Here is a 24,621-nt window from a genome sequence, read left to right as displayed (position 1 = left end):
TAGATGCTATTAAAAATGCGAAGTGTAATTTTATAGCACTTTGTTATATAATGGAGATGAATTTTAAAACGGCAATTGATTAAAGGAGATTGAAAACATGAAAGATATACAATTCGACAAAGTCAGCATGTGTTTGAAATTATCTTGTTCAGCACTTTTAATCAGTGGGTCAATGATAGGTTATGGTTTTGCTAGTGACATGACAGCACAAGCAAAAGAAACCTCATCTTCATTTCATACATCTGAATCAAAAGATGAGTCATTGAAAGATAAAATCGATGACGCTAAAGATGACATTGATCGACTTACACATTTAAAAGAAGATTCAAGACAGGATTACCACAAACAATTAGATGATGTATCTGATAATGCAACATTGGATAAGATAATAGAAGATGCTAAAAAAGAAGATCGTAAATTAAAGTTATTAGATAAAGAAACACATCAAACAACGAATTCAGATAAAAACGCGTCTACTGAAAAGAATAATGAAAATGTAAAAGACACTAAAGACAATGATGATGTTACTAAAGACCTAGACAAAATTTTGGCGGATTTGGATGTATCTTCAGAAAAGGTTGATAACCCTCAACAAAAAAGCGATGAAACGAATCAGGTACAAAGTCAAAGTAATGTACGTGATACGCAGCAAACGTCAAATCGTAACCAAACGTCAGTGCTAGATGATTTAGATAAAATAAAACAAGATACAACATTAGATGAAGATGTAAACACGACAAAAACACAACAGGGTTCCAAGCGTGCATCTAACCAACGTCAAGATGCACAACAAGATTCTAAAGATCAATCGCAAGAAACTACTAAAAAACTGCCTCAAACTAACATTAAAGAACAACAAACATTAGATGATTTAAAACACATTGCAAACGAAGCGGATGTGAAACAATCAGATCATAAACAAGATGAACATGTAGGAAAGATTACAAAGGAATTAGAGGGTAGTGACAAAATAGATCAAGCGATTTCTAGTCAATTAGCTTCTAATAAAATGAATGATGATCAATACATTAATAATAAAAGGGATACACTTAAGGCACTAGAAAAGGATGTCAATCAACGAAGTGATTTTAACAAGCAACGTAAACAGGCTTTAAAACAAGATATTCGTCAAACAGAACAACGCATGAATCAACAACATGATTTAATACTTAATCAGTTGCAACAATCCAAAGATAAACATAAAGCGACACAATCCATTTTGGATAAAGTAATGAGTCAAAATGAAGCGAAACAAGCAATGAAACGTATTCAAACGAAAGGTAAGACAGATCATCAAATTGCCAATCAAATTGATAAGCAGTTGGATGGACTTGCACATACATCATCAGATAATATTTTAAAATCAATGTTAGATCAATCTAAAGATAAGCAACAATTAATTAAGCAACTACTTGCTACACGATTAGGAGATAAAGAAGCACAACGTATTGCGAAACAATTAGCAAATGGCCAATTATCCAATCAACAAATTGTGGAGCAACTCAAACGACACATTGATAAACAAGGGCATGTAAGTGCGGATGACATTTTAAATGATGTATTAAATAATGCAAAAGATAAACGACAAGCGATTGAAACTATATTAGCAACGAGAATAGAACAAGGAAAAGCAAAGGTGTTAGCAGATGTCATTAATCGCATACAAAGTGATAAAGCAAGTGCTTTAGATTTAATCAAGTCTGCCATTAACGGTAAAGCTAATGATTTATTGCAATTGCAACAAAAGATGGACAGTGCTAAGAAAGATTTAGATTATATAGTTTCTCCAATCAAGAATAGACCAAGCATTTTTGATAGAATCAATCAACATTCAAATAACGGTTCTCATTTATTAGATCAACTTAATTCAGGTGGTAGTCTGTTGGATGGTATTCCGGATATTCCCACACCTACACCTGAAAAAGGCTTAACACTGGGTTCTAATGATGGATTCTTAGATGGATTATTTAATGACGATGGTAATCTATCATTGCCTGATGCAGGTCAAACAGTTAAGCAGCATTGGATGCCTATTGCATTAGTTATAGCCATTATCGGTGGTAGTATAATCTGGTTTAGTCAACGTAAAAGATCAAAATAAATTAAAATAAGCGAGACAAAGTTAACTTTGTCTCGCTCTTTTTAATGGTGTAATCCGAGTGATTTATTTACCCGTTATATAATCCAATTGTGCTGCATCATCTGCATCAATGGTTCTATATGAGATAACACCTAATCCTTTAACATTTGATTCTGAAATGATGATTGAACCATCAGCGTTAACCTTTTCTACGAAAGCAACATGGCCATATTGTGTATCTGCACCTAATTGACCAGCTTCAAAAACGACTGCGGTATGTTTTTTAGGTGTTGAAGATACTTGATAACCTTCTCGTGTTGCACGATTATTCCAATGATGTGCGTCGCCTAAATTACTATGAATATATTGACCAAATTGTTTCATACGTTGATCTACATACCATGTACATTGTCCTTGTGGATAGCTTGAACTTCCTTCGCTTTCTTCGAATGGTTTGAAACTTGATTGTGATTGATCATCGCTATGAATCGTATGATTATATTTATCCAAACTTGGCATGTCTTTCTTATCAAAATCAGTTAAATGATAATGTTTTATAATGCTATTTAATTTCTTAGCATAATTAGGATCAGTCGCATAAGTACGTGATAAATGAGAAGTTGCTGACTGGTAATTAGATGCTTCACTCTTCCATGTTGGTCGGTAAATGTTAGGATTACCATCTATACCTTTTTTAATTAAACGTGCGTAATCTTCGAGTGACGCTTTTGTATCAGGATACTTACGGAATCCAGCTGTAATATTAAACATGTTATTTGAGCTATCAGCTTCTAAAGTATTAAATGAAACTGACTGACCTTGATAAGTTCCTTTAATGCCAAATAGATTAAAATTAGGTTTCTGTGCTAAAGCACTATTACCAGAATCAGATTCTAATATAGCTTGTGCCATCATTACTGAGGCATAAAGGTCTTCTTTTTGACCTATTTGATGTGCATCTTTGGCAATCGATTTAATAAAATCTCTCGTACTTTTACTATCAACGATATTGATATCACCATCTGTTAAAGTACTGTCTTCTATTTTAGGTAATTGTTGAAACAATCCAGTGGCACGTGTATTCGATTGTTTAAAATCACCTTCAAATGATTGTGCGGGCTTTGTTTTATGTTTTAATTCATCCGGTGTTGGAAGTTGAGGATTGACGTCTTGCTGTTTTGTATTGTTTGGTGTTGTATCTTGTTGTTTTTCATCTTGAGTGTGTTTATCTTTAGATGTTTGATACTGCTTTTGCGTTTTCGTTGCATCTTCACTATACTCATCTAAAATTGAATCAATTGCTGAGTCGGAAATGCTTTGATGTGATGTTGACTTGTCATTCTCATTAGAACCATTCGATTGATTTGAAGCATGATCTTGTTGATTGTTGTCGCCTTGTTGATGATCTTGAACTTCATCACTTTGTGAATGATGATCTTGGTCTGTTAGGTTGCTATTTTCATCTTCGTTATTATTAATAGATTGGTTATCTTTAATAGACTCGTCTTGTTGTGGATCCTTTTCAGAGCTATCGCTATTATCTGTAACTTGACCATTATCAGTCATCGTATCATTATTATTCGATTGTTCATTTTCAGACGTTGTATTTGTATCATCTTCTTCATGAGAAGGTTGTTCATAGTCTGAAATATCAGAGTCAAAATGAAATAGATTTTGAATTAAAGTTGTTAAACTAAAACTATTGTCATATTGGTCTGGAGACCATAATCGATTAAAGTCAGATTGATGCGTGGATAATCCATCATAAAATTGATTAATTAAATTTGTTGATTGATGTGATTTTTTATAATTATCATCTGTAACAGATGTTTGTGTTCCGTGATGCTTTTGTTGTTGCGCTTTGTCTTGTCCATCCTTTTTAGTGTCTTCACGGGATGGTTTCTTAGTTTTTTCATGCTTTTGTTGTGGTGTGTCCATTTCATCATCGTCTTGTGTGTCTTTAGTAGGTTTATCATCATTGTTTGTTGAATCATTGTCACTTTGAGTATCACGCTGTTGTGATGATGAAGACGGCGTTGTTGAGTGGTCATCTGAAGCATTAGCTATGGGTGCTGTTGAGAAAGATGGCACAATTAATGTAGTTGTAAGTAAATATATCAAGAATTCATCTTTAGACATCTGTGATTAGCTCCCTTAAATATTTGAAAAATGATTGAGATATTTATTAGACATTTGTTATAATTTAACTTATGACATTTATAGTTGATACGTATCAACAAATTGAAACAATCTAGCAAATCTAATTATACTAACCTTTATCAGAAAAATAAATTGTTTTTGGAAAAATGTAATCTAACATTTGGTAAAATAAGTATAAATATGATGGCGATATCAATAATAGATAGGAAAGTTAATTAATCGTTTTTAGGAGTGTGACAATGAAAAACGCACTAAAGCTGTTTAAAACAGATTTAAAGAAAATTGCTAAAACACCAGCAGTTTGGATCATATTAGCGGGATTAGCCATATTACCCTCATTTTATGCGTGGTTTAACTTATGGGCAATGTGGGATCCATATGGAAATACAGGCCATATTAAAGTAGCGATTGTCAATGAAGATAAAGGTGACAAAGTTAGAGGGAAAGAGATTAATGTAGGTAATAAAATGGTACAAACCCTCAAGAAAAATGATAGCTTTGATTGGCAATTTGTTAGCCGTGAAAAAGCAGATCATGAAATTAAAATGGGGAAATATTATGCAGGCATATACATACCGAGCAAGTTTACACATCAAATTACGGGAACATTAAGGAAACACCCTGAAAAAGCGGATGTCGATTTCAAAGTCAATCAGAAAATCAATGCGGTTGCGGCGAAATTAACAGATACAGGTTCTTCATTAGTGGTAGAAAAAGCTAATGAACAATTTAATCAAACCGTGACGAAAGCACTACTATCAGAGGCGAATAAAGTAGGTCTAAAAATTGAAGATGAAGTGCCAACAATTAATAAAATAAAAAATGCGGTCTATGCAGCAAATCAGTCACTACCAGAAATTAATAAGTTTAAAAATAAAATCATCTATTTAAATGAACACCAAGATGACCTTGATCGCTATGCGAATCAATTTAGAAATTTAGGTAATTATAAAGGTGATATTTTAGATGCACAAGAAAGATTAAATCAAGTTAATTCATCAATACCAGCATTAAATGAAAAGGCCAAATTAATAATAGCGCTGAATAATTATATGCCTGATATTGAAAGAGTACTAAATGTAGCAGCGAATGATGTACCAGCACAATTTCCTAAAATCAATAGAGGTGTCTCTATAGCGGGACAAGGTATTGATGCTGCGAACGACCAACTCACAGATGCTAAAGGATTTTTAACACAAGTTCAAAATCGAGTTGGTGATTATCAAGATGCAGCAGGACGTGCCCAAAATGTAAATAATGATGTTAACCAAGGTTTACGTCAGCAAGGTGCCCGTCAACAAAGTGCTCATAATAAACAACACGACGAGGGACATAGTTATCAATCTGGAATCAAGACGCAATCATTAAGCACTTCCGGTGATAATGAAAGTAACCAGTCAAATGAGCTAGTAAGTTCAAATGATGTTAAATCAATGAATACAGCATTGACTGAATCATTATTATCACTTTCTAATTTAAGTGATGTTCAGGCCAAAGCATCTCAAAAAGATATGGATGCATTGAAACATATCTCATACGGTATATTGGCTTCAGACAAACCGACTGAGTTTAAAGAGCCATTAGAGAATGTATCATCTCGTTTAGAAAATGCTACGAAATATAATCAACAATTTATTGATATATTATCAGAGCTTGAGAAAAACGAAGATGTTGATTTATCAAAAGAAATTAAGCAAATAAAAACAGCCAATAATCAACTCAATGATCAGTTGAAAACAACAAATCAATTAATCGATGCCTTATCAAATGGTAGTTCTGGTAAATCAGAAGCGATAAATGTGTTGAATAAAATTGGTGATACGAATAAGACATTAAGTCAATTCCGTACTTATGTTAAGAAAGAATTAAATCAAAGTTTATTAAACATTTCGAATGATATTACGTCACAATTGGCATCAGGTCAACAAGCATTATCAACCGTTCAATCTAAATTAAATTCAATCAATCAGGTGATTGATTCAGGACAAAGTATATTAGATAGTGGTAAAAAACGTATTGATCGTATTCAAACAGCATTACCAGGTATAGAACAAACGTATATTAGCGCAATGAAAACAGCGCAAGATTACTTCCCTACAGTGAAGAAAGATGTAGCTAAAGCGGCAGACTTTGTGCGTAATGACTTACCTGGATTAGAACAACGTCTAGCGAATGCTACTCAAGCAGTCAATGACAATTTACCATCATTATTTAGTAAATATGATAATGCGGTGAATTTATTAGATGAGAACCAACCAAGAGCTAAAGAAGCACTGTCAAATTTAGCGGATTTCTCAGAAAATAAATTACCAGGTGTTGAGAAAGATTTGAAGAAAGCCAATAAAATATTTAAACAATTAGATAAAGACGATGCGGTAGATAATTTAATCGATGTATTGAAAAATGATTTGAAAAAGCAAGCTGATGTCATTGCACATCCAATAAATAAAAAGACAACGGACGTGTTCCCAGTTAAAGATTATGGTTCAGGAATGACACCGTTTTATACAGCCTTATCCATATGGGTAGGAGGATTGTTAATGGTTAGTTTATTATCCGTAGATAACAAACATGAGTCTTTAAAATCAATACTTAGTCCTAGAGAAATCTTCATGGGTAAAGCAGGCTTCTTCTTCCTACTAGGTATAGTGCAAGCATTAATTGTATCAATTGGAGACTTAGTTATATTAAAAGCAGCCGTCGAGTCGCCAGTATTATTTGTGACGATAGCAGTGTTCTGTTCACTGGTATTTAACTCAATTATTTATACTTGTGTATCGTTATTAGGAAACCCAGGTAAAGCGATTGCGATTATTTTCTTAGTATTACAAATCGCAGGTGGTGGCGGTACCTTCCCAATTCAAACGACGCCTAAGTTCTTCCAAACGATATCGCCATATTTACCATTTACGTATGCGATTGATGCTTTACGTGAAACGGTAGGGGGTATTGTTCCAGAAATATTAATTACAAAAGTGATTATCTTAGCATTATTTGGATTAGGATTTATCATAGTTGGTGTTATTTTAAAACCAAGCACAGATCCATTGATGAGAAAAGTTTCATCTAAAGTTGATGAAAGTAATGTAACAGAATAAAGTGAATGAGTTTCTAGCACTTAGGCATTATATGTATGCCTTAAGTGCTAGAATTTTTTTATGTAATATACATTAAGACACGAGTTATACACAAAAAATATATTCTTGAGTGATATTATAATAAGTGAATACATTTAAGGAGCGTGTGTAGTATGACACATCAAAATAAAGTAGCCATAGTAACAGGGTCAGCACAAGGTATTGGCTTTGAAATAGCCAAACGACTATTTAATGATGGTTTTAATGTAGCGTTAGTGGATTATAATGAACAAGGTGCGAAAGAAGCGGCTGACACACTAAAGACTGAAGGACAAGAAGCTATTGCTTTTAAAGCTGATGTCGCTAATCGTGATGAAGTCTTTCATGTGTTCAGTCAAGTAGTGAAACATTTTGGAGAACTGAATGTAGTAGTGAATAACGCTGGATTAGGACCAATGACACCTATTGATACTGTAACTACGGAACAATTCAATCAAGTTATTGGTGTGAACGTTGGTGGCGTATTCTGGGGTATTCAAGCAGCACTTGAACAATTTGAAACTTTAGGTCACGGTGGAAAGATTATAAATGCAACGTCTCAAGCAGGTGTAGAAGGTAATAAAGGATTATCACTATACTGTAGTTCAAAATTTGCGGTCAGAGGTTTAACACAAGTAGCTGCACATGATTTAGCTGATAAAGGTATAACAGTAAACGCATTTGCACCAGGTATTGTTGAAACACCAATGATGGAAGGTATCGCTATTAAATTAGCTAAAGAAAATAATCAACCTGAAGAATGGGGTTGGAAACAATTTACAGATCAAATAACTTTAAAACGTTTATCTAAACCAGAAGATGTTGCTAATGTGGTTAGTTTCTTGGCTGGTAGTGATTCAGATTATATTACTGGACAAACAATTATCGTTGATGGTGGTATGAGATTCCACTAGATTAGTTAAAGGTATTTAGAAGAAATTTTGATTCAAATCAGACTCATGAACGAATGAGTGTTTAATAAAAAAAGACAGGATAAGGCATTCAGCTCAAGTAAGAGCCAATGAGAATGACTTAATCCTGTCTTTTATATTATTCTGATTTGCTTTGTTTGTTTGAAGTGCTATTGTTTTGAGCTGAGCGATTTGCATTATTATTGTTATTTGATCCTTGGCCACCTTGACCGCCTTGACCTTGTGCTGATTCAGTACTTGCCTTTGGTTTATTTACTGGTTCAGATTGTTGTGTACGTGCCGGCTGATTATTACTTTTTTGTGCCGGTTGATTTGACGGTTTAGATTGAGCTGATTGGCTAGGTGATGTCTGATGATTAGCTTGGGATGATTTTTGAGTTGGTTGTTGATTAGCTGAATGATTGGAACTGTTTACATTATTTTGTTGTGAATTCGTAGGCTCAGCTTGAACAGATTCTTGATTTGTTGTAGTTTTTTCCGCTTTATCTTTTGATGCTTTCTTTTTATCTTTTTCCTCAGTTTTGTGTTCGGCTTTATGAAGAGATGATTTATTTTGGTGTGTCAAAGCTGCAAAAACAGAAAATCCTAAAGCTAATACAAGTGCAAAAATAACAATGCTTGCTAGTAATTTCTTCAAAAGTGTATCCTCCATTAACTTCGATAATCATTAACTATATTATAATCAAATTTTTGAATAAGAACACAACATTTAACGATATTTTAAAATAATAGGAAAGTAAGTGACATATATGAGTGTATTAACTAATGAACAAAAGGTCGAAATTTTATCAGAAATTGTGGCTATCCCTTCAGTCAATGATAATGAATTAGCTGTAGCACAATATTTAGCCCAATGGCTTAATCAATATGATATTGACACACACATTGATTATATTTCAGGTCAACGTGCAAATCTCATCGCAACCATAGGGTCTGGTAAACCAGTCGTTGCAGTATCAGGACATATGGATGTTGTAAATGAAGGGAACCATGATGATTGGACATCGCCACCATTTGAATTGACTGAACGAAATGGTCATTTATACGGACGAGGCGCTGCGGATATGAAGTCGGGATTGGCTGCCTTAGTCATCGCAATGATTGAAATTAAAGCAAGTGGACAATTAAAAAATGGTACCATTAAATTATTAGCAACTGCTGGAGAGGAAATGGAACAAGCAGGATCAGAACAATTATATCGTAAAGGTTACATGGATGATGTCGATGCTCTAGTCATCGCAGAACCATCTTATCCAAGTATTGTATATGCTCATAAAGGATCAATGGATATTAAAATCACATCTAAGGGTCGTTCAAGTCATAGTTCTACACCTTTTATGGGAGAAAATGCAATTACACCACTCATTGAATTGATTCAAAATATTAATCAAGCATATGAAGACATTACCCAAAGTATAAAAGGGACGGCGCTAGATTATGGTAATATGGTCAATCAGATGGCTGATCAATTGCCTAGTTTTGTAAGTAAAGACGAAGTTCAAACTAGAATTCAAGGACTTGTGATGACCAATAGCATGATTAATGGTGGTTCTCAAGTCAATTCTGTCCCTGATCATGCAACTGCAACATTCAATGTTCGTACGATTCCAGAATATGATAATACAAAAGTTAAAGCACTATTCGAGAAATATATCAACGAAGCGAATCAAAGAGGGGCACATCTAACTCATGACATCTATTTAGATCTTGACCCAGTTGTAACAACGGGCGACAATCACTTATTTAAATTAGGGCATCAACTGGCTCAAACATATTTTGATTCTTCTGCTTTGATAGATACACCAACAGTTGCCGTTACGGATGCATCTAATTTATTAAAAGGTAAAAGCGAAGCATTTCCATTCTTAATGATAGGGCCAGGTCAAGGACCACATCAAATAGATGAATGTGTTAATAAAGTTCATTATTTAAAATTTATCGATTACTATATTGAATTACTACTGACTTATCTAAATGAAAATTGATAAGACATGTAAGATAAAATATTAAATTCAATCATAAATTAGATATGACAAAACTGTAAGGGCTATTACTTTTAATTGTATGTCTTTAGTTGATGACGTATAATTTAGAAGACCCATAAGCAAAGAAGCTGTGGGTAAAGAATGAGAGGATACGTTATGAATAAAAAGACAAAATCAATCATTGCGTCTACATTAGCTTTCGGTACATTATTAAGTGCATCAGCGAGTGTAGCGCCAGTAATAAATCATACGGCACATGCATCAACAACACAGCAACACCAATCAGCTTACTATACTTATAAAGGTAACGCAGGTTATGATGCGAAGTTTACTTTAGATAAAAATTTCAAAAATGCGATCAAAGCTGGCAACGTTACATTTAATGGTATTAAAATTGCACCAACTCAATCAACTCAAACAGTAATCAAATCAGACCAATTATTCCGTCAATATGATAAAAAATCTAAAAAAGCTTCATTAGTCGATATTCCATTGAAAAAGCAATTGAAGTTAACAGATTTACAAAAATCTTATGGTAAAGATTTGAAAAAAGTAGATAATGGTAAAAATAATACAACTGGTATTTATTACTACCAACCTAAGAAAAATGGCGAAGCAGTATGGTTCGATGCATCAAAAGGTAAAATCGACCGCATTGTCATTGGCTATGAAAAAACCAAAGTAGCGATTCAAAAAGATAAAACGATGGATAAAATTAAATAAGATAGAATGATATGAACAGACGTCCTTATATAGGATGTCTGTTTTTTGATAGATTTAATTATGAATTTAGTCTAATTGGACATTTAAAACAACATTCGATCAAAGTGAATATTGGTGATGAAATAACGGATAGCGTTATGATAGGTCTTTGTGGAAATTCAGGTAATTCGTCAGAGCCTCATATTCATTTTCAAGTTAGTAATCAACCTAGTTTATTAGAAGGGCAATCACTCAAAGTTAATTTTGAAAATAATAGGACACCTATCAAAGGTGAAACGATTCGCAGATAAAACAGTTTGGTAAATTTAATATATTATATTACAAAACACAACGTATATGTATTGAATTTTATGTAATTTTCATTTACTTTTTACAAAAATATAAATAGTATGAGTAGAGGTTAAAATTTAAACATATACGGAGGATTAATATGAAACGATTGTCTAAAACTATCATTTCTAGTATTTCAGTAATAGCTATAAGTAGTTCATTTTATAGTGGACAAGTAAATGCAAAGAATGATCATTCAACAAATCAAAATAAATTAGAAATTAAGGATAAGAATAAAGCATTCCAGGCATTAAAATTATTACCTAATGATAAAAATGCTAAAAAGCAATTTAAGCATTATAAAACAGTCGACGTCAATACAGATCAATTAGGCTATACACACTATACATTACAACCAAAGTTTAAAAATGCATATGTTCCTGATAGAGAAGTTAAAATACATACTAATCCTCAAGGTAAGGTTGTACTTATCAATGGTGACACAGGTGGTAGTGAAATAAAACCTAGCAATACTGTTCAAATCCATAAAAAGAAAGCTATCGATAAAGCATTTGAAGCTATTTCAATGTCATCTGACAAAGCTAAAAACTTTAAAAATGATGTTATTAAAAAGAATGACATTCAAATTAGTGGTCAAAATAACAAATATGTTTATCAGGTTGAAATTGTAACGACCTCTCCAAGAATATCTCATTGGACTATTCAAGTTGATGCTGAGACTGGTGAAATCGTTAATAAACTAAATAATATCCAACATGCGCATACTGAAGGTAATGGTAAAAGCGTATTAAACAAAACGAAAAAAATTAATATTAATAGTAATGATGATAGCTATGAATTGAAAGATGTGACACATAAGGGGAATATTTCAGCTTATGATTATAATGATGAGGATAGCAGTTCAAAACTAATGACTGATAAAGATAAAGATTTCATAGACAAGTCACAACATGCTGGTGTTGATGCGAACGATTATGCTAAAGATGTGTATGATTACTATAAAAATAAATTCGGTCGAGAATCATATGATGATAAAGGGAGCCCTATCGATTCATTAACTCATGTGAATCAATTTGAAAATGAAGATAATCGTAACAATGCTGCTTGGATTGGCGATAAAATGATTTATGGAGACGGAGACAATGATAATTATTTACCATTCTCTGGTGCTAAAGATGTGGTAGCTCACGAAATTACACATGGTATAACTCAAGAAACAGCCAATTTAGTTTATGAAAATCAATCCGGTGCATTGAACGAAAGTTTCTCAGATGTCTTTGCATACTTTATTGATAGTGATAATTTCTTAATTGGTGAGGATATATACACACCTAATGTTAAAGGTGATGCATTAAGAAGTATGTCTAATCCTGAAAAGTATGATCAACCTGCGCATATGAAACATTACTCTAAAACACAAGAAGATAATGGTGGCGTGCATACTAATTCAGGTATCCCTAATAAAGCTGCATATTTAACGATAAAACGTATTGGTAAAGATAAAGCCGAACAAATTTATTATAGAACGTTAACACAATATTTATCTTCTAATTCAAATTTTGCAGATGCTAAAAAATCATTACATCAAGCCGCACTTGATTTATATGATAAATCTACAGCAGATAAAGTTAATCGATCATGGGAAGATGTTGGCGTTTAAACTATCAAGCCTTTCACTGAGATAAGCGCAGTGGGAGGCTTGTTTTATGGGGTGACACTTAGGGTTGTCTAACGTTAGACAACGAGCAGTCTAATTTTTGGGAGATAGTTAATAGTCAAATGATTAAAATGCACTACCTTATTTGTTTTGCAAAATAATAATTTACATAAATTTAAAATTAATAACATTGTTTTTGTTAATGAATATAGTAATGTTGTATGTATATTGTATATGAGGAGATACAACATTGAAAAAGTATTATTTAATATCGATTTTGTCTTTTATTTTATTTTTGTTAGTTAGCACGATGGTATATCGGATGGATTTAAAGCAAGAGGCACAAGTTGTAGCAGTAGGCGATAATTTAATACATCCTAATGTATATAAGGATGCACTTGAATCAGATGGTGTTACATATCATTTTAACCCTATGTATCAACATATAAAAAAAGATATTCAAGCGGCAGATATTGCTTTTATCAATCAAGAATCTCCAATTGGTGGAGATCATCGCCCTTATCATGGATTTAAACGATTTAACACACCTAGGGATATTTCAGATAGTTTGGTAGAAACAGGATTTAATTTTATTAATGGATCTAATAATCATGCATTAGATCAAGGTGATGAAGGACTTAAATATCATATTCAACAATGGGATAAATATAAAAATAAAGTGTTGTTTACAGGTACTTACGATTCGCAAAAGTCTCATGATCAGGTGGCTGTCAAAAAGATAAACGGTATCAATATAGCACTGCTTAGTTATACATTTGGTACTAATGGAATTAAGCCTAAACATCAATACGAAATCAACTATTTTGATGACAAACAAATTAAGAAGGATATACAACAAGCCAAAGAAGTAGCGGATGTCATATTTGTATCGGCACACTGGGGAAATGAAGGATCTCATCAACCTAATCCAATACAACGAAAATATGCAAAGTTATTTGCTGATGAAGGGGTGGATGTAGTATTAGGTACACATCCACATGTTATACAACCCGTTGAATGGATCAAAGGTAAGGATCATCATCGTACCTTAGTCGCTTATTCCCTAGGAAATTTCTTGAATGGACAGGAAACTGGAAATGAAAGTAATGACTTACTCGGTAGAATAGAATTTAAAATAATGAAAACGCCTAAAGCAGTAAAAATCGAAAACGTTAAATGGCGAAGTATGGTTAATTATTATGAATTAAGTAATATATACAATAAAAACAGTAAAGTGAACTTTAAAATATATCAATTAAAGGATATTGATGAACGTTTAATCAGTAAACATGGTCGAAATTATGACCCGAATTCTGAAATGAGCAAATTGCGATTACAACAAATAACTAAAGAGGTTATTAATGAAAGATTTTTAGATGAAGACAGTTTATAAAAAATACGTTAGCTTCTGAAATCAATTGTGTTACTAGAAATATTTAACACACTGTTACCTAACAACATCGTTAAATGTTTCATGAGAAACATTGTAAATGATATTCATTATATTAATGATGTATACAACAATAAATCATTTTTACTCCTTTAATGCCCGTAAAATCAATAGAATGGGTAATAGGATCATATTAATACAATGCATAAATAAACAATTTATTGAATTTATATTTACTATGTTGTAAGATGTTATCAAGGAGTTGATGACATGAGCAAGTTTAACTTTGAAGGTAAATGTTTATTAAAATCGACCGATTATTCTAAAGATGAATTGAATTACATCATAGATAAGGCACAACAATTAAAAGCAGAAAAGAAAAATAATCAATCACATCAATTATTAACAAATAAAAATATAGCCATTATATTTGAAAAACCATCTACACGTACACGAGCAGCCTTTAGTGTTGCGGCCCACGACTTAGGTGTTCAAGTAGATTACTTTGGACAGGGAGAGATTCATTTAGGTAAAAAAGAGAGTATATATGACACGGCAAAAGTTCTAGGAAGTATGTATGATGGTATCGAATTTAGAGGACATGATCATAATGATGTTGAAACACTAGCCCAACATGCAAATGTACCTGTCTGGAATGGTTTAACTAATGAATGGCACCCTACTCAAATGTTAGCGGACTTTATGACATTAAAAGAAGAGTGGGGGACGTTAAAAGGTAAGACATTAACATATATTGGAGACGCTCGAAATAATGTAGCGAATGACTTGTTAGTTACAGGGGCGTTATTAGGTGTCAATATGAATATTGTGGCACCAGAATCTCGTTTGCCGGAATCATCTGTGGTAACAATGGCTAACGATTATGCACAACAAACAGGCGCAACGATTCAAATCAGTAGTGATATTGAAAAGAGCGTTTATCAAACGGATGCTATTTATACGGATGTTTGGTTTTCAATGGGAGAACCAACAGATGTTATAGAAGAAAGAGTTAAGGCATTACAACCTTATCAAATCAATATGTCATTAATTCAAAAGATTCAAAATCCTGATGTGAAAGTACTGCATTGTTTACCAGCTTTCCATAATACACAAACTCAAGTAGGTAAAGAGGTCTACGAAAAATATGGATTATCGGAAATGGAGATCACAGATGAGGTCTTTAATAGTCCTTATTCTATAGTTTTTAAACAAGCAGAAAATCGTTTGCATTCTATTAAAGCTGTAATGGCATTAACTTTAGGTGGCATAAAATAAGAGATTACAAATGAGGTGTTATGCATGATTATAGAAGTCTCTAAAGCATTAAAGTCATTTCTTTATGATAACTATGAAATAGAAATAGGCGAAATAGCGAGCAAGCAAATTATTGACTATATTTACCCTATGATAGAAAATGAAATACACGAAGATATGAAAATGGAAATTCAAAACGAAACTATTAATGATGTTATAGCAAAGTTAGAATCTGAAAAGATAATTAATCAAAAATGAATAAAGAGGTTGAGACAAAAGTGTTTAGGATTTGAGCAGAACCTAACGATGAGCAAAATGGTTTTCCCAATTTTGTCGAATCATGAGCGTTCCTAGAGCACCAAAACTTTGCGTCTCAACCTCTTTTATGTTCTATTATTTATTTTGTGAAGCAAATGCTTTAGCAATATCACTTAATTTAGCTGGCGCGTCTTCAACTGCCATTTTCACTTCAACAAAGTGCATGCAATCACCATTTGCATTGATTTTTTCAAATGTTTCTTTTAATTCATGTGATGTATTAACATCATGGACGACTACTTTATCTCCGCCAAATACTGCAGGGAGCGCTTTGTAATCCCACATGTGAATATCATTATATGGTTCTTTCATACCATGAATTAAACGTTCCACTGTATAACCATCATTGTTAACTACAAATATAATTGGTTTCAATTGTTGTCTGATCATTGTTGATAACGATTGAACTGTCAGTTGTAAAGAACCATCTCCGATAAGTAAGACATTACGTCTATGTGGTGCAGCGATTTCTGTACCTAAAGTTGCAGGTAATGTGTAACCGATAGACCCCCATAAAGGCTGTCCAATAAAGGTATTGTCTTTATATAAAGCTAAATCATAGGCTCCAAAGAATGAAGAACCTTGTTCAGCAATTAAAATATCATCCAGTTGTAGGAAGTCTTGCATCATTTTGAAATAAGTTGCTTGAGTTAATGGTTCATGATCGATTTGATAGTTTTCTCCTTGTGGTCGTTGATATTTTGGAAACTCAGATTTGTTTTTATAAGAAATTGTCATTAAGCCATTTAAAAGATGAGGTAGTGCAACTTGTTCAGTGATTGTTTCATTCATTTTAAAATAGTTATGATTAATCATCACAACATCATCGATATCAAATTCAAATGAGAAACCGGCTGTCGCTGAGTCAGTCAATTTCGCACCTATATTTAATATGGCATCACTTTGATTAACATAGTTTTTAACATTTTCTTCGGCGATACTGCCATCGAAGATACCAAGATAATGTTCGTTTTCTTCATTAAAAGCGCCTTTACCAAGAGAAAGTTGTGCGACAGGAATATGAGTTTGATTTACAAATTGTTCTAATTCAGAATGCAAACCAAAGCTATTAATTTCATGCCCTGTAATAATCACAGGTTGTTTAGCAGAATGTAATTTATCTTCAATCATTTGAATATAGCGAGATACATCTTGATCATCACGTGTTTCAGGTTGGAAAGGCTTAGCCACGTCGATTTCAGTCATTGCAACATCGATTGGCAAATGTAAATGAACTGGACGACGTTCGTTGATCGCTGCTTGAATAAGTCTAGGAATTTCAGTTGTTGCATTTTCTGGCGTAATATATCCTTGCGCAGTTGTTATTGGTTCAAACATTTTTCTATAATCATCAAATGTACCTTCACCTAAAGAGTGATGAACATATTTTCCAGCTGACTCAACAGCACGAGTGGGTGCACCAGTAATTGCAATGACAGGTACGCGTTCAGCATAGGATCCAGCAATGCCGTTAACAGCACTCAATTCTCCGACCCCAAACGTAGTAACTAATGCACCTAATCCATTAATTCGAGCATAACCATCGGCGGCATAGCTCGCATTTAATTCGTTAGTATTACCAATCCACTCTACTTGGTCATGAGAAATAATATCGTCTAAAAAGGCTAAATTGAAATCACCAGGGACACCGAATATTTTATCTATCCCTGCAGCATTAACTGCATCCATTAAATATTGTCCTACACGTTGTTTCATTATGCATACCACCTTTGTTTATGTATTTGCATTTTACAATTAAAAGATAACTTTTTGTGGAAATAAAGTCAATCAACTTGACCTTTTAGAAAAGTTTAGCATGACTAAAATAGGAAACTTTATTATAATGAACCTTAAATATTAGAAAAGGAAAGAAAGTACATGTCGACAAATAAAAATGATTATGAACATATGTTATTTTACTTTGCTTATAAAACCTTTGTTACGACAGCGGATGACATTATCGAACAATATGGTATGAGTCGCCAACATCACCGTTTCTTATTTTTTATCAATAAATTACCGGGAATTACGATAAAAGAGTTACTTCAAACATTGGAAATATCAAAGCAAGGTTCTCATGCCACACTGAGAACATTAAAAGAAAAAGAGCTTATTATAGAGCAAATATCCGAACAAGATCGTCGTGTTAAACAGCTATTTGCTACAGAAAAAGGTAATGCGTTAATTAATGAGCTCAATTACGCACAAGATCATCTATTACAAACGATTCAACAAAAAGTAGGAAACAATTGGTACGATATCATGGAAGCGTTAGCCAACCAAAGAGATGGCTTCAAACATATTGAACATTTAAAAAGACAAGATTAACTTATACTTTTACTAATTTTCCCTGTTGCATATGATGCAATAGGGGATTTTTATGAAATGTAATGAGAAAGTCTAAATGTTAAGTAATAATGTTGAAAATATTAACATCATACATACTCTTTTTTAAATTTTTGTTAATAATGTAATAAATAGTTGTTATATTAAATAAAATTATTGCTATTTACAATGGATAAGTTAACATAGGATAAAAGCATTTTATTTTAAGGAGTTTATGAATGAAAAGATATGTAACTAAAAAAGCTAAACCAATTGTTAAAATTACGTTAGGTTTAATCACCGCGTCAATTAGTTTAGGAACAATAAGTGTCGTGACTCAACAAGCCACTGCCCATGCTTCTACTTTACAAACGACTTACAACCATACGAGTGCTCAAAATCAAACACGAACATCATCAACAACACCTCATATATCCCAGTCTAAGAAAGCTGTGAAACGTGTCACAACAACAGTTAAGGCGCCAACTACAGTGAAAACGACGACTAAAGTAGCAGCTATTAAGCAACCAACTCAAACAGTCAAAGCGGTATCTGTTTCAGCTCCTAAAACAAATCAAACATCTACGATTAAAACAAGCACGAGTCATACACAAAAACCAACATCAGCAAAAGCACCTACGTCTATACATCCTAAAAGTGGAACCACAAGTACGAAATCCTCAACAAACCATGCGACAACAAAATCACCTATAACAAAGCCAACAGTATCAAAGCCATCAACAACGAAACCAACAAATACGACACAACATACAACTACAACACCATCAAAATCAACAACGTCAACGAAAACATCTACAACGACGCGTCCACCGAGCCAGACATCGAAGACGGTATCCAAGACATCAACAAGTACTGCAAAAGCACCTACGACATCTACATCACGATTAAGTACTAAACCGTCAACGACGACTGTTTCATCAACGAAACCAGTAACATCGACAACATCAACTACAACACCAAAAAGCGCAAATTCGAAAGAAACTACAATACCTGCGATAGGTACAAATACGGATGTTAAACCTATCAAACCGATTGAAAGTGCACACAAAGATTATTACACTTCAATGACCCAACTTGAACGAGAAACTAAAGAAGATATAGATTGGAAGAAAGAAACTCGTGACCAAGGCAACCAAGTGCTAATCGTTGCGCCTCATGGAGGTAATATAGAACAAGGTACGTCTGAGTTAACAAAGTTACTTGCACAACAAGGCGGTTATGATTACTTTTCATTTGAAGCCACTAGACCATCTAATAATACACAATTGCATGTGACGTCGACACATTATGATGATCCAACTTTACATCAAATGGTTGAAGGACGATCGGCTACCATTTCCATACATGGAGCTAAAGGAGACGACCCAATTGTATTCTTAGGCGGCGCTAAGTCTGACCTAAGAGATGAGATTCAATCACAATTGGAAATTAGAGGATTTACTGTACAAGTTCCACCTGAATATTTAGGCGGATTAAATGAGAATAATTTCATTAATAAAAATGAAAATAGTACTGGCGTGCAATTAGAGTTAACGACCTCATTACGAAAAGCGTTATTTAATAATCAAGATATGAGTACATCATCACGAAAAAATGAAGATAATTGGTCGCCGTTAATGTATCAATTTGCAGATGCTTTGCATATGGCAATATCTAAAACTACGGATACATCAGCACATTAAAATCAACGTGTTGAGTGTATTGAAAAAAGAATGTTGGCGATATATATTAAATTTAATTTATGTTTTTTCAATCCATTGATAATAAGGTTTTTAAAATTGTTGAAAAAAAGTGTATAATTATGTCATAAGAATTTCAAAGCGATAGTTGAAATGAATAATCGAAAAAGGAGTTTTTATGATGAAAAAATTCGCTATATTATTAACTTTAGTCGGTGCAGGCTACTATGCATTTAAAAAGTATCAAAACCATGTAAACCAAGCACCTAATATTGAATATTAATATGTATCATGAATAAATAGATGCATACATTAAAATAAACCGAGATGAGTCACGCTCATCTCGGTTTATTTAATATCAAAGCTTATTTTACGTCATTAGCAAAGAAATCAAAGATGTTTTTCGCACTATCTGTATTTTCTTTATTTCCTTTGAATTGATTAGATCCAGGACCATAGGCATACGTATTTACATCTTCACCAGTATGACCGTAAGTAGTCCAACCTGTATGAGATGCATCATTGATTGGTTTTTGAATTGCATCTTGAAGACGTGTCGTTTGTTCGACAACTTTTGGATCTTTTTCATCTTTGCCTGATTTTGTTAATTTCTTCAGCTTTTTAGCTTCTTTTTTAACTTTATCAAGTTGTTCTTTAGGGAAGTCAATGCCATAGCCATCATTGATTACTTTTTCAGGATCTTTACCAGTAGCAATTTCTTTTGTCATATACATACCAGAATGTTTCATTTGATGAATTGATTGAGGATTCCATTTGTAATCTTTACCTTTACCGATGGTCATACCACCTGTAGAATGATCTGCTGTTGCTACAACAAGTGTATCTTTATGTTGTTTAGCATAGTTAATCGCGTTTGAGAAAGCTTTATCAAACCCTTGCATTTCAGACATTACACCCGTAACATCATTTGGATGTGCAGCTTTGTCGATAGATGCACCTTCTACCATTAAGAAGAACCCTTTATCATTCTTTTCAAGTTTACTTAAAGCGCTATTTTCCATATCTACTAATAATGGGTTGTTTTCTGGCGCATCAATTTGAAGTGGCATATCTTTCTCAGAGAATAAACCTAACACCTGATTGCTCTTTGATTGATTCAGTTCATTTTTATTAGAAACCACATCGTAACCATCTTTTTTGAATTTTTGATCTAAATTCCCATTTTCTTTGCCAAAATATTTAGAACCGCCACCTAAAATGACATCTACTTTATGTTTGCCGTTAATTTTATCGTTATAAAATTGTTTCGCAATTTCATCTTTTTTATCACGAGAATCAACATGAGATGCATAAGCTGCAGGGGTTGCATCAGTGATTTCTGCTGTAGATACAAGGCCCGTAGATTTACCTTTTTCTTTTGCACTTTCTAATACAGTTTTCACATTATTTTTATTAGCATCGACACCAATGGCACCATTGTATGTTTTATGACCTGAACTAAACGCTGTAGCACCTGCCGCAGAATCTGTCACGTTTTCTTTAGGGTCATTAGGATAAGTACGGTTAGTACCCTTTAAATATTTATCAAATGTAGTGGGTTTCATCGATTTAGCTGAGGGATCGTTTTGATAATAACGATACGCAGTGTTAAATGAAGGACCCATTCCATCGCCAACTAAGAAAATGACATTTTTAGGGTTTTTAGTATTACCGAAAGCAATAGCTTCATCATTACTTTGTTTCTTATTGTTATCTGTATTTGTACCAGAAGCTAAAGATACATTCGTACTACTTAATAATGTTGCAGCAACGATACTACCTGATAACAAGTATTTAGTATATTGATTAAATGATTTCATTTAAAAAGCCCCCTAATATATGTATAAACGTATTACAATTTAAGTATAAGCAAGGCATTTTGATTAAATGTGTGGTTCTTGTAAATAGATTGTAAACATGGATAAAAGGGGATTTTATGAACGGATGATTCATAACAAATGTACTTTTAATAATAAACATGTAAAATAGATATTAAATAGAGTATAGCAAGAGAGAAATTGGAAGCCATTTTGACACCATGGAAACTCATGCTTAAAATAAACGAGGTGAAAAAATGATATTTGTTATGTTATCTCCGTTATTCATCATAGGTTTTATTGCATTAAGTATTTATGAAGAAAAAAGAAGAAAGAAGAATGAAGCTGCTAAAAAAGCATCAAATGATACTCAAACTGATTCAAATCAATCACAACATCAAGATAAATCTATGTAACGCAACGAAAGGTGTATCTCAATGAAGATTTTGATAGTAGAAGATGACTTAGTCATTGCAGAAAGTTTAGCAAATGAACTTAAGAATTGGAACTATGACGTTAAGTTGGCAAAACAGTTTTCTCATATTTTAGATGATTTCAAAAGCTATCTACCTGACTTAGTACTACTAGATATTAATTTACCTACTTTAAATGGATTCCATTGGTGCCAAGAAATTAGAAAAATATCAAACGTACCTATTATATTTATCAGTTCACGGACGGATAATATGGATCAAATTATGGCGATTCAAATGGGTGGCGATGATTTTATTGAGAAACCATTCAATTTATCGTTAACAGTTGCAAAAGTACAAGCTTTATTACGACGAACTTATGATTTAGCTGTATCCAATAACGAATTAAATGTTAAAGGATGTCAACTGATTGCTGATGAGGCAAAGTTAATGTTCCAAGGTGAGGTGACACAACTGTCTTTAACGGAACTTCAAATCATTAAACTGTTGTTTCAAAATGAAGGGAAATTTGTGAATCGAACAGCTCTGATTGAAAAATGTTGGGAATCAGAAAATTATATTGATGATAATACTTTGGCAGTGAACATGACACGATTACGAAAAAAATTAAATCAAATTGGCTTAACAGATTTTATTGAAACGAAGAAAAATGTGGGTTATAGGGTGTAAATAAGATGTTACTAACGTTTATTAAATCAATTAAAAATGAAATAGCGATTGTTACTTTCATATCCTTACTATTTGTACTCATTTTCTTCGTTTTTTCACTCCCTAAAAGTGCGTTAATACTAGGTGTAGCAATCATTTTATTTATTATGTGTATTTATTGGTGGATCAGTTATTTAGGTTTTCAAAAAGAAGAAAGACTTAAAGAAAAAGTAGTGTCACTCGAAGAAGAACTATTTGAAATGAAAAACAAGCAAATTGAATATCGTAAAGATGTTGAAAGTTATTTCTTAACCTGGGTACATCAAATCAAAACGCCTATCACTGCATCGCAACTATTACTAGAGCGTAATGAACCTAATGTTGTCAATCAAGTGAGACAAGAAATTGTACAAATTGATAATTATACCCGCTTAGCACTCAGTTATTTAAAACTACTTAATGAAGCGTCTGATATGACAATCACCGAGGTGACTATAGATGATTTAATTAAACCCTTAATCATGAAATATCGTATTCACTTTATAGAACAACACACTAAAATTCATTACCAATCTATTGATAATAGCGTCTTAACAGATGCACAATGGACTTCAATATTGATAGAACAGATACTAAATAATGCATTAAAGTATGCACGTGGAAAAGATATATGGATTGACTTTGATTCAACTTCTCAACAATTATGTATTAAAGATAACGGTATTGGTATTAGCCAAGCAGACTTGCCGAAAATCTTTGACAAAGGATATTCTGGTTACAATGGTAGCCTTAATGAATCCTCAAGTGGCATTGGATTGTTTATCGTTAAACATATTGCGCAACATCTGAATTTAAATGTTGAAGTGACATCAGAATTGAATAAAGGTACACAATTTACAATTAGCTTTCCAATGCAAAGCTAACTTTCAAAATTGTAAGATGGCCAACAAGATTTGTAAGAAATTATAAATGTTGTTGGTCCTTTTTTAATATAAAATAGAGTTGGTATTAGAAAGGAGCGTCCATATGTTACTAGAAGTCAAACATGTCAAAAAGGTATTTGGAAAGGGTTTGAATAGAACTGAAGCCTTAAGCGATATGAATTTATTAGTTGATACTGGTGAGTTTGTAGCCATTATGGGTGAATCAGGATCTGGTAAATCTACATTATTACAACTGATTGCTACATTTGATCAATTAACGGAAGGTACCATTCAATTGAATGGTCAATCCCTAGCGTCATTGAAACAAAGAGATATTGCTCAATTTCGACGAGAACAACTAGGATTTGTCTTTCAAGAATTTAATATTTTAGAATCAATGACAAATAAAGATAATATTTTAATGCCGTTGGTCTTAAGTAATCAATCTGTTCATACGATGCAAGAACGTATAGAGAAAGTGAGTCGACAACTTCATATTAGTGACATCTTAAATCAATTTCCAAATCAAATTTCTGGTGGACAAAAACAACGCGTTGCTATAGCACGTGCGCTTATTACACACCCTAAACTTTTATTAGCGGACGAACCAACGGGGGCGCTTGATTCAAAAAGTTCGAAACAGTTAATGCAATTATTTCAACACCTCAATCAACAACAACAAACGATTTTAATGGTTACGCATTCTAATATTGATGCGTCATATGCCAACCGTATTGTTTTTATTAAAGATGGCCGTTTATATCACGAGATATATCGTGGCGAAGAAAGCCAGATAGCATTTCAAAAGCGAATTGCTGATAGTTTAGCAATCATAAATGGAAGGGAGTAAATCACGTGCCCCTAA

Annotated in this window: 21 protein-coding genes; 17 read left to right on the top strand and 4 right to left on the bottom strand. The window is 33.0% G+C overall.

Annotated elements, in window-relative coordinates; translation table 11 throughout:
- The first annotated feature begins 97 nt into the window (after window positions 1-97).
- On the top strand, window positions 98-2,101 hold the full coding sequence (locus tag ACJQQZ_RS10030) for a cell wall anchor protein (RefSeq protein ID WP_145506435.1): 2,004 nt from the start codon (window positions 98-100) through the stop codon (window positions 2,099-2,101).
- 63 nt (window positions 2,102-2,164) lie between these two features.
- Here ACJQQZ_RS10030 and ACJQQZ_RS10025 read toward each other — a convergent pair whose 3' ends face one another.
- Window positions 2,165-4,219: an amidase domain-containing protein gene (locus ACJQQZ_RS10025; protein ID WP_408023130.1), complete on the bottom strand. Its 2,055-nt coding sequence runs from the start codon at window positions 4,217-4,219 to the stop codon at window positions 2,165-2,167.
- Window positions 4,220-4,479: 260 nt separating this feature from the next.
- Here ACJQQZ_RS10025 and ACJQQZ_RS10020 point away from each other — a divergent pair, with 260 nt between their 5' ends.
- Window positions 4,480-7,338, top strand: coding sequence for a YhgE/Pip domain-containing protein (locus tag ACJQQZ_RS10020; RefSeq protein ID WP_145506429.1), 2,859 nt, complete (start codon window positions 4,480-4,482; stop codon window positions 7,336-7,338).
- Window positions 7,339-7,490: 152 nt separating this feature from the next.
- The gene (locus ACJQQZ_RS10015; RefSeq protein WP_145506426.1) at window positions 7,491-8,270 is read left to right on the top strand and encodes a (S)-acetoin forming diacetyl reductase; all 780 of its coding nucleotides are present in this window, start codon (window positions 7,491-7,493) and stop codon (window positions 8,268-8,270) included.
- 136 nt (window positions 8,271-8,406) lie between these two features.
- On the opposite strand, the gene ACJQQZ_RS10010 is transcribed toward ACJQQZ_RS10015, so the two are convergent.
- Window positions 8,407-8,925 carry a hypothetical protein gene (locus tag ACJQQZ_RS10010; protein WP_145506423.1) on the bottom strand — a complete coding sequence of 173 codons (519 nt, stop codon included), beginning with the start codon at window positions 8,923-8,925 and terminating at the stop codon, window positions 8,407-8,409.
- 112 nt (window positions 8,926-9,037) lie between these two features.
- Here ACJQQZ_RS10010 and ACJQQZ_RS10005 point away from each other — a divergent pair, with 112 nt between their 5' ends.
- From ACJQQZ_RS10005 to ACJQQZ_RS09975, 7 genes are all read left to right on the top strand, one after another.
- On the top strand, window positions 9,038-10,273 hold the full coding sequence (locus ACJQQZ_RS10005; protein ID WP_002452048.1) for an ArgE/DapE family deacylase: 1,236 nt from the start codon (window positions 9,038-9,040) through the stop codon (window positions 10,271-10,273).
- Window positions 10,274-10,429: 156 nt separating this feature from the next.
- Window positions 10,430-10,996 carry an immunodominant staphylococcal antigen IsaB family protein gene (gene isaB, locus ACJQQZ_RS10000; RefSeq protein WP_002452049.1) on the top strand — a complete coding sequence of 189 codons (567 nt, stop codon included), beginning with the start codon at window positions 10,430-10,432 and terminating at the stop codon, window positions 10,994-10,996.
- An 11-nt stretch (window positions 10,997-11,007) separates the two neighbouring features.
- Entirely contained in the window at window positions 11,008-11,286 is a 279-nt protein-coding gene (locus ACJQQZ_RS09995; RefSeq protein ID WP_145506420.1) for a M23 family metallopeptidase, read from the top strand.
- A 140-nt stretch (window positions 11,287-11,426) separates the two neighbouring features.
- On the top strand, window positions 11,427-12,947 hold the full coding sequence (locus tag ACJQQZ_RS09990; protein WP_145506417.1) for a M4 family metallopeptidase: 1,521 nt from the start codon (window positions 11,427-11,429) through the stop codon (window positions 12,945-12,947).
- 247 nt (window positions 12,948-13,194) lie between these two features.
- On the top strand, window positions 13,195-14,337 hold the full coding sequence (locus tag ACJQQZ_RS09985) for a CapA family protein (RefSeq protein WP_186364171.1): 1,143 nt from the start codon (window positions 13,195-13,197) through the stop codon (window positions 14,335-14,337).
- A gap of 267 nt (window positions 14,338-14,604) precedes the next feature.
- Entirely contained in the window at window positions 14,605-15,612 is a 1,008-nt protein-coding gene (gene argF, locus ACJQQZ_RS09980; protein WP_145506411.1) for an ornithine carbamoyltransferase, read from the top strand.
- Window positions 15,613-15,636: 24 nt separating this feature from the next.
- A complete protein-coding gene (locus ACJQQZ_RS09975; protein WP_002452054.1) occupies window positions 15,637-15,849 on the top strand; it encodes a hypothetical protein in 213 nt (70 codons plus the stop codon).
- A 135-nt stretch (window positions 15,850-15,984) separates the two neighbouring features.
- On the opposite strand, the gene ACJQQZ_RS09970 is transcribed toward ACJQQZ_RS09975, so the two are convergent.
- On the bottom strand, window positions 15,985-17,625 hold the full coding sequence (locus tag ACJQQZ_RS09970; protein WP_145506408.1) for an alpha-keto acid decarboxylase family protein: 1,641 nt from the start codon (window positions 17,623-17,625) through the stop codon (window positions 15,985-15,987).
- 162 nt (window positions 17,626-17,787) lie between these two features.
- Between ACJQQZ_RS09970 and ACJQQZ_RS09965 the strand changes: the two genes are divergently transcribed.
- The 3 genes from ACJQQZ_RS09965 to ACJQQZ_RS09955 all read left to right on the top strand — a co-directional run bounded on the left by ACJQQZ_RS09965 (window position 17,788) and on the right by ACJQQZ_RS09955 (window position 20,217).
- Window positions 17,788-18,237: a MarR family winged helix-turn-helix transcriptional regulator gene (locus ACJQQZ_RS09965; protein ID WP_002452056.1), complete on the top strand. Its 450-nt coding sequence runs from the start codon at window positions 17,788-17,790 to the stop codon at window positions 18,235-18,237.
- Between the two features lie 236 nt (window positions 18,238-18,473).
- Window positions 18,474-19,937: a poly-gamma-glutamate hydrolase family protein gene (locus tag ACJQQZ_RS09960; RefSeq protein WP_408023129.1), complete on the top strand. Its 1,464-nt coding sequence runs from the start codon at window positions 18,474-18,476 to the stop codon at window positions 19,935-19,937.
- Between the two features lie 178 nt (window positions 19,938-20,115).
- Window positions 20,116-20,217 (top strand): SE2200 family small protein, encoded by a 102-nt coding sequence (locus tag ACJQQZ_RS09955; protein WP_015364644.1) that lies wholly within the window; start codon window positions 20,116-20,118, stop codon window positions 20,215-20,217.
- Between the two features lie 82 nt (window positions 20,218-20,299).
- Here ACJQQZ_RS09955 and ACJQQZ_RS09950 read toward each other — a convergent pair whose 3' ends face one another.
- Window positions 20,300-21,754, bottom strand: coding sequence for an alkaline phosphatase (locus tag ACJQQZ_RS09950; protein WP_145506402.1), 1,455 nt, complete (start codon window positions 21,752-21,754; stop codon window positions 20,300-20,302).
- A 254-nt stretch (window positions 21,755-22,008) separates the two neighbouring features.
- On the opposite strand from ACJQQZ_RS09950, the gene ACJQQZ_RS09945 reads away from it, so the two are divergent.
- From ACJQQZ_RS09945 to ACJQQZ_RS09930, 4 genes are all read left to right on the top strand, one after another.
- Window positions 22,009-22,167, top strand: coding sequence for a hypothetical protein (locus ACJQQZ_RS09945; RefSeq protein WP_002452059.1), 159 nt, complete (start codon window positions 22,009-22,011; stop codon window positions 22,165-22,167).
- A 21-nt stretch (window positions 22,168-22,188) separates the two neighbouring features.
- Entirely contained in the window at window positions 22,189-22,854 is a 666-nt protein-coding gene (locus ACJQQZ_RS09940; protein ID WP_075778257.1) for a response regulator transcription factor, read from the top strand.
- A 5-nt stretch (window positions 22,855-22,859) separates the two neighbouring features.
- Window positions 22,860-23,756 carry a sensor histidine kinase gene (locus ACJQQZ_RS09935; protein ID WP_145506399.1) on the top strand — a complete coding sequence of 299 codons (897 nt, stop codon included), beginning with the start codon at window positions 22,860-22,862 and terminating at the stop codon, window positions 23,754-23,756.
- A 103-nt stretch (window positions 23,757-23,859) separates the two neighbouring features.
- Entirely contained in the window at window positions 23,860-24,606 is a 747-nt protein-coding gene (locus ACJQQZ_RS09930) for an ABC transporter ATP-binding protein (protein ID WP_408023128.1), read from the top strand.
- The last annotated feature ends 15 nt before the right edge of the window (window positions 24,607-24,621 follow it).

The sequence above is a fragment of the Staphylococcus sp. KUGN1 genome (assembly GCF_045984185.1).
Lineage (GTDB): Bacteria > Bacillota > Bacilli > Staphylococcales > Staphylococcaceae > Staphylococcus > Staphylococcus warneri_A.
The sequence above is the reverse complement of the archived record's forward strand: the minus strand, read 5'-3'. Positions and strand labels throughout refer to the sequence as shown.

Excerpts from the sequence above, each read along its gene's own strand:
- ACJQQZ_RS09960 (WP_408023129.1), top strand. The coding sequence starts at position 18,474 with ATGAAAAGATATGTAACTAAAAAAGCTAAACCAATTGTTAAAATTACG.
- argF (WP_145506411.1), top strand. The coding sequence starts at position 14,605 with ATGAGCAAGTTTAACTTTGAAGGTAAATGTTTATTAAAATCGACCGAT.
- ACJQQZ_RS09945 (WP_002452059.1), top strand. The coding sequence starts at position 22,009 with ATGATATTTGTTATGTTATCTCCGTTATTCATCATAGGTTTTATTGCA.
- ACJQQZ_RS10025 (WP_408023130.1), bottom strand. The coding sequence starts at position 4,219 with ATGTCTAAAGATGAATTCTTGATATATTTACTTACAACTACATTAATT.
- ACJQQZ_RS09975 (WP_002452054.1), top strand. The coding sequence starts at position 15,637 with ATGATTATAGAAGTCTCTAAAGCATTAAAGTCATTTCTTTATGATAAC.
- ACJQQZ_RS09970 (WP_145506408.1), bottom strand. The coding sequence starts at position 17,625 with ATGAAACAACGTGTAGGACAATATTTAATGGATGCAGTTAATGCTGCA.
- ACJQQZ_RS10015 (WP_145506426.1), top strand. The coding sequence starts at position 7,491 with ATGACACATCAAAATAAAGTAGCCATAGTAACAGGGTCAGCACAAGGT.
- ACJQQZ_RS09950 (WP_145506402.1), bottom strand. The coding sequence starts at position 21,754 with ATGAAATCATTTAATCAATATACTAAATACTTGTTATCAGGTAGTATC.
- ACJQQZ_RS09955 (WP_015364644.1), top strand. The coding sequence starts at position 20,116 with ATGAAAAAATTCGCTATATTATTAACTTTAGTCGGTGCAGGCTACTAT.
- ACJQQZ_RS09940 (WP_075778257.1), top strand. The coding sequence starts at position 22,189 with ATGAAGATTTTGATAGTAGAAGATGACTTAGTCATTGCAGAAAGTTTA.
- ACJQQZ_RS09965 (WP_002452056.1), top strand. The coding sequence starts at position 17,788 with ATGTCGACAAATAAAAATGATTATGAACATATGTTATTTTACTTTGCT.
- ACJQQZ_RS09995 (WP_145506420.1), top strand. The coding sequence starts at position 11,008 with ATGAACAGACGTCCTTATATAGGATGTCTGTTTTTTGATAGATTTAAT.
- ACJQQZ_RS10005 (WP_002452048.1), top strand. The coding sequence starts at position 9,038 with ATGAGTGTATTAACTAATGAACAAAAGGTCGAAATTTTATCAGAAATT.
- ACJQQZ_RS09930 (WP_408023128.1), top strand. The coding sequence starts at position 23,860 with ATGTTACTAGAAGTCAAACATGTCAAAAAGGTATTTGGAAAGGGTTTG.
- ACJQQZ_RS10030 (WP_145506435.1), top strand. The coding sequence starts at position 98 with ATGAAAGATATACAATTCGACAAAGTCAGCATGTGTTTGAAATTATCT.
- ACJQQZ_RS09990 (WP_145506417.1), top strand. The coding sequence starts at position 11,427 with ATGAAACGATTGTCTAAAACTATCATTTCTAGTATTTCAGTAATAGCT.
- ACJQQZ_RS09935 (WP_145506399.1), top strand. The coding sequence starts at position 22,860 with ATGTTACTAACGTTTATTAAATCAATTAAAAATGAAATAGCGATTGTT.
- ACJQQZ_RS10020 (WP_145506429.1), top strand. The coding sequence starts at position 4,480 with ATGAAAAACGCACTAAAGCTGTTTAAAACAGATTTAAAGAAAATTGCT.
- isaB (WP_002452049.1), top strand. The coding sequence starts at position 10,430 with ATGAATAAAAAGACAAAATCAATCATTGCGTCTACATTAGCTTTCGGT.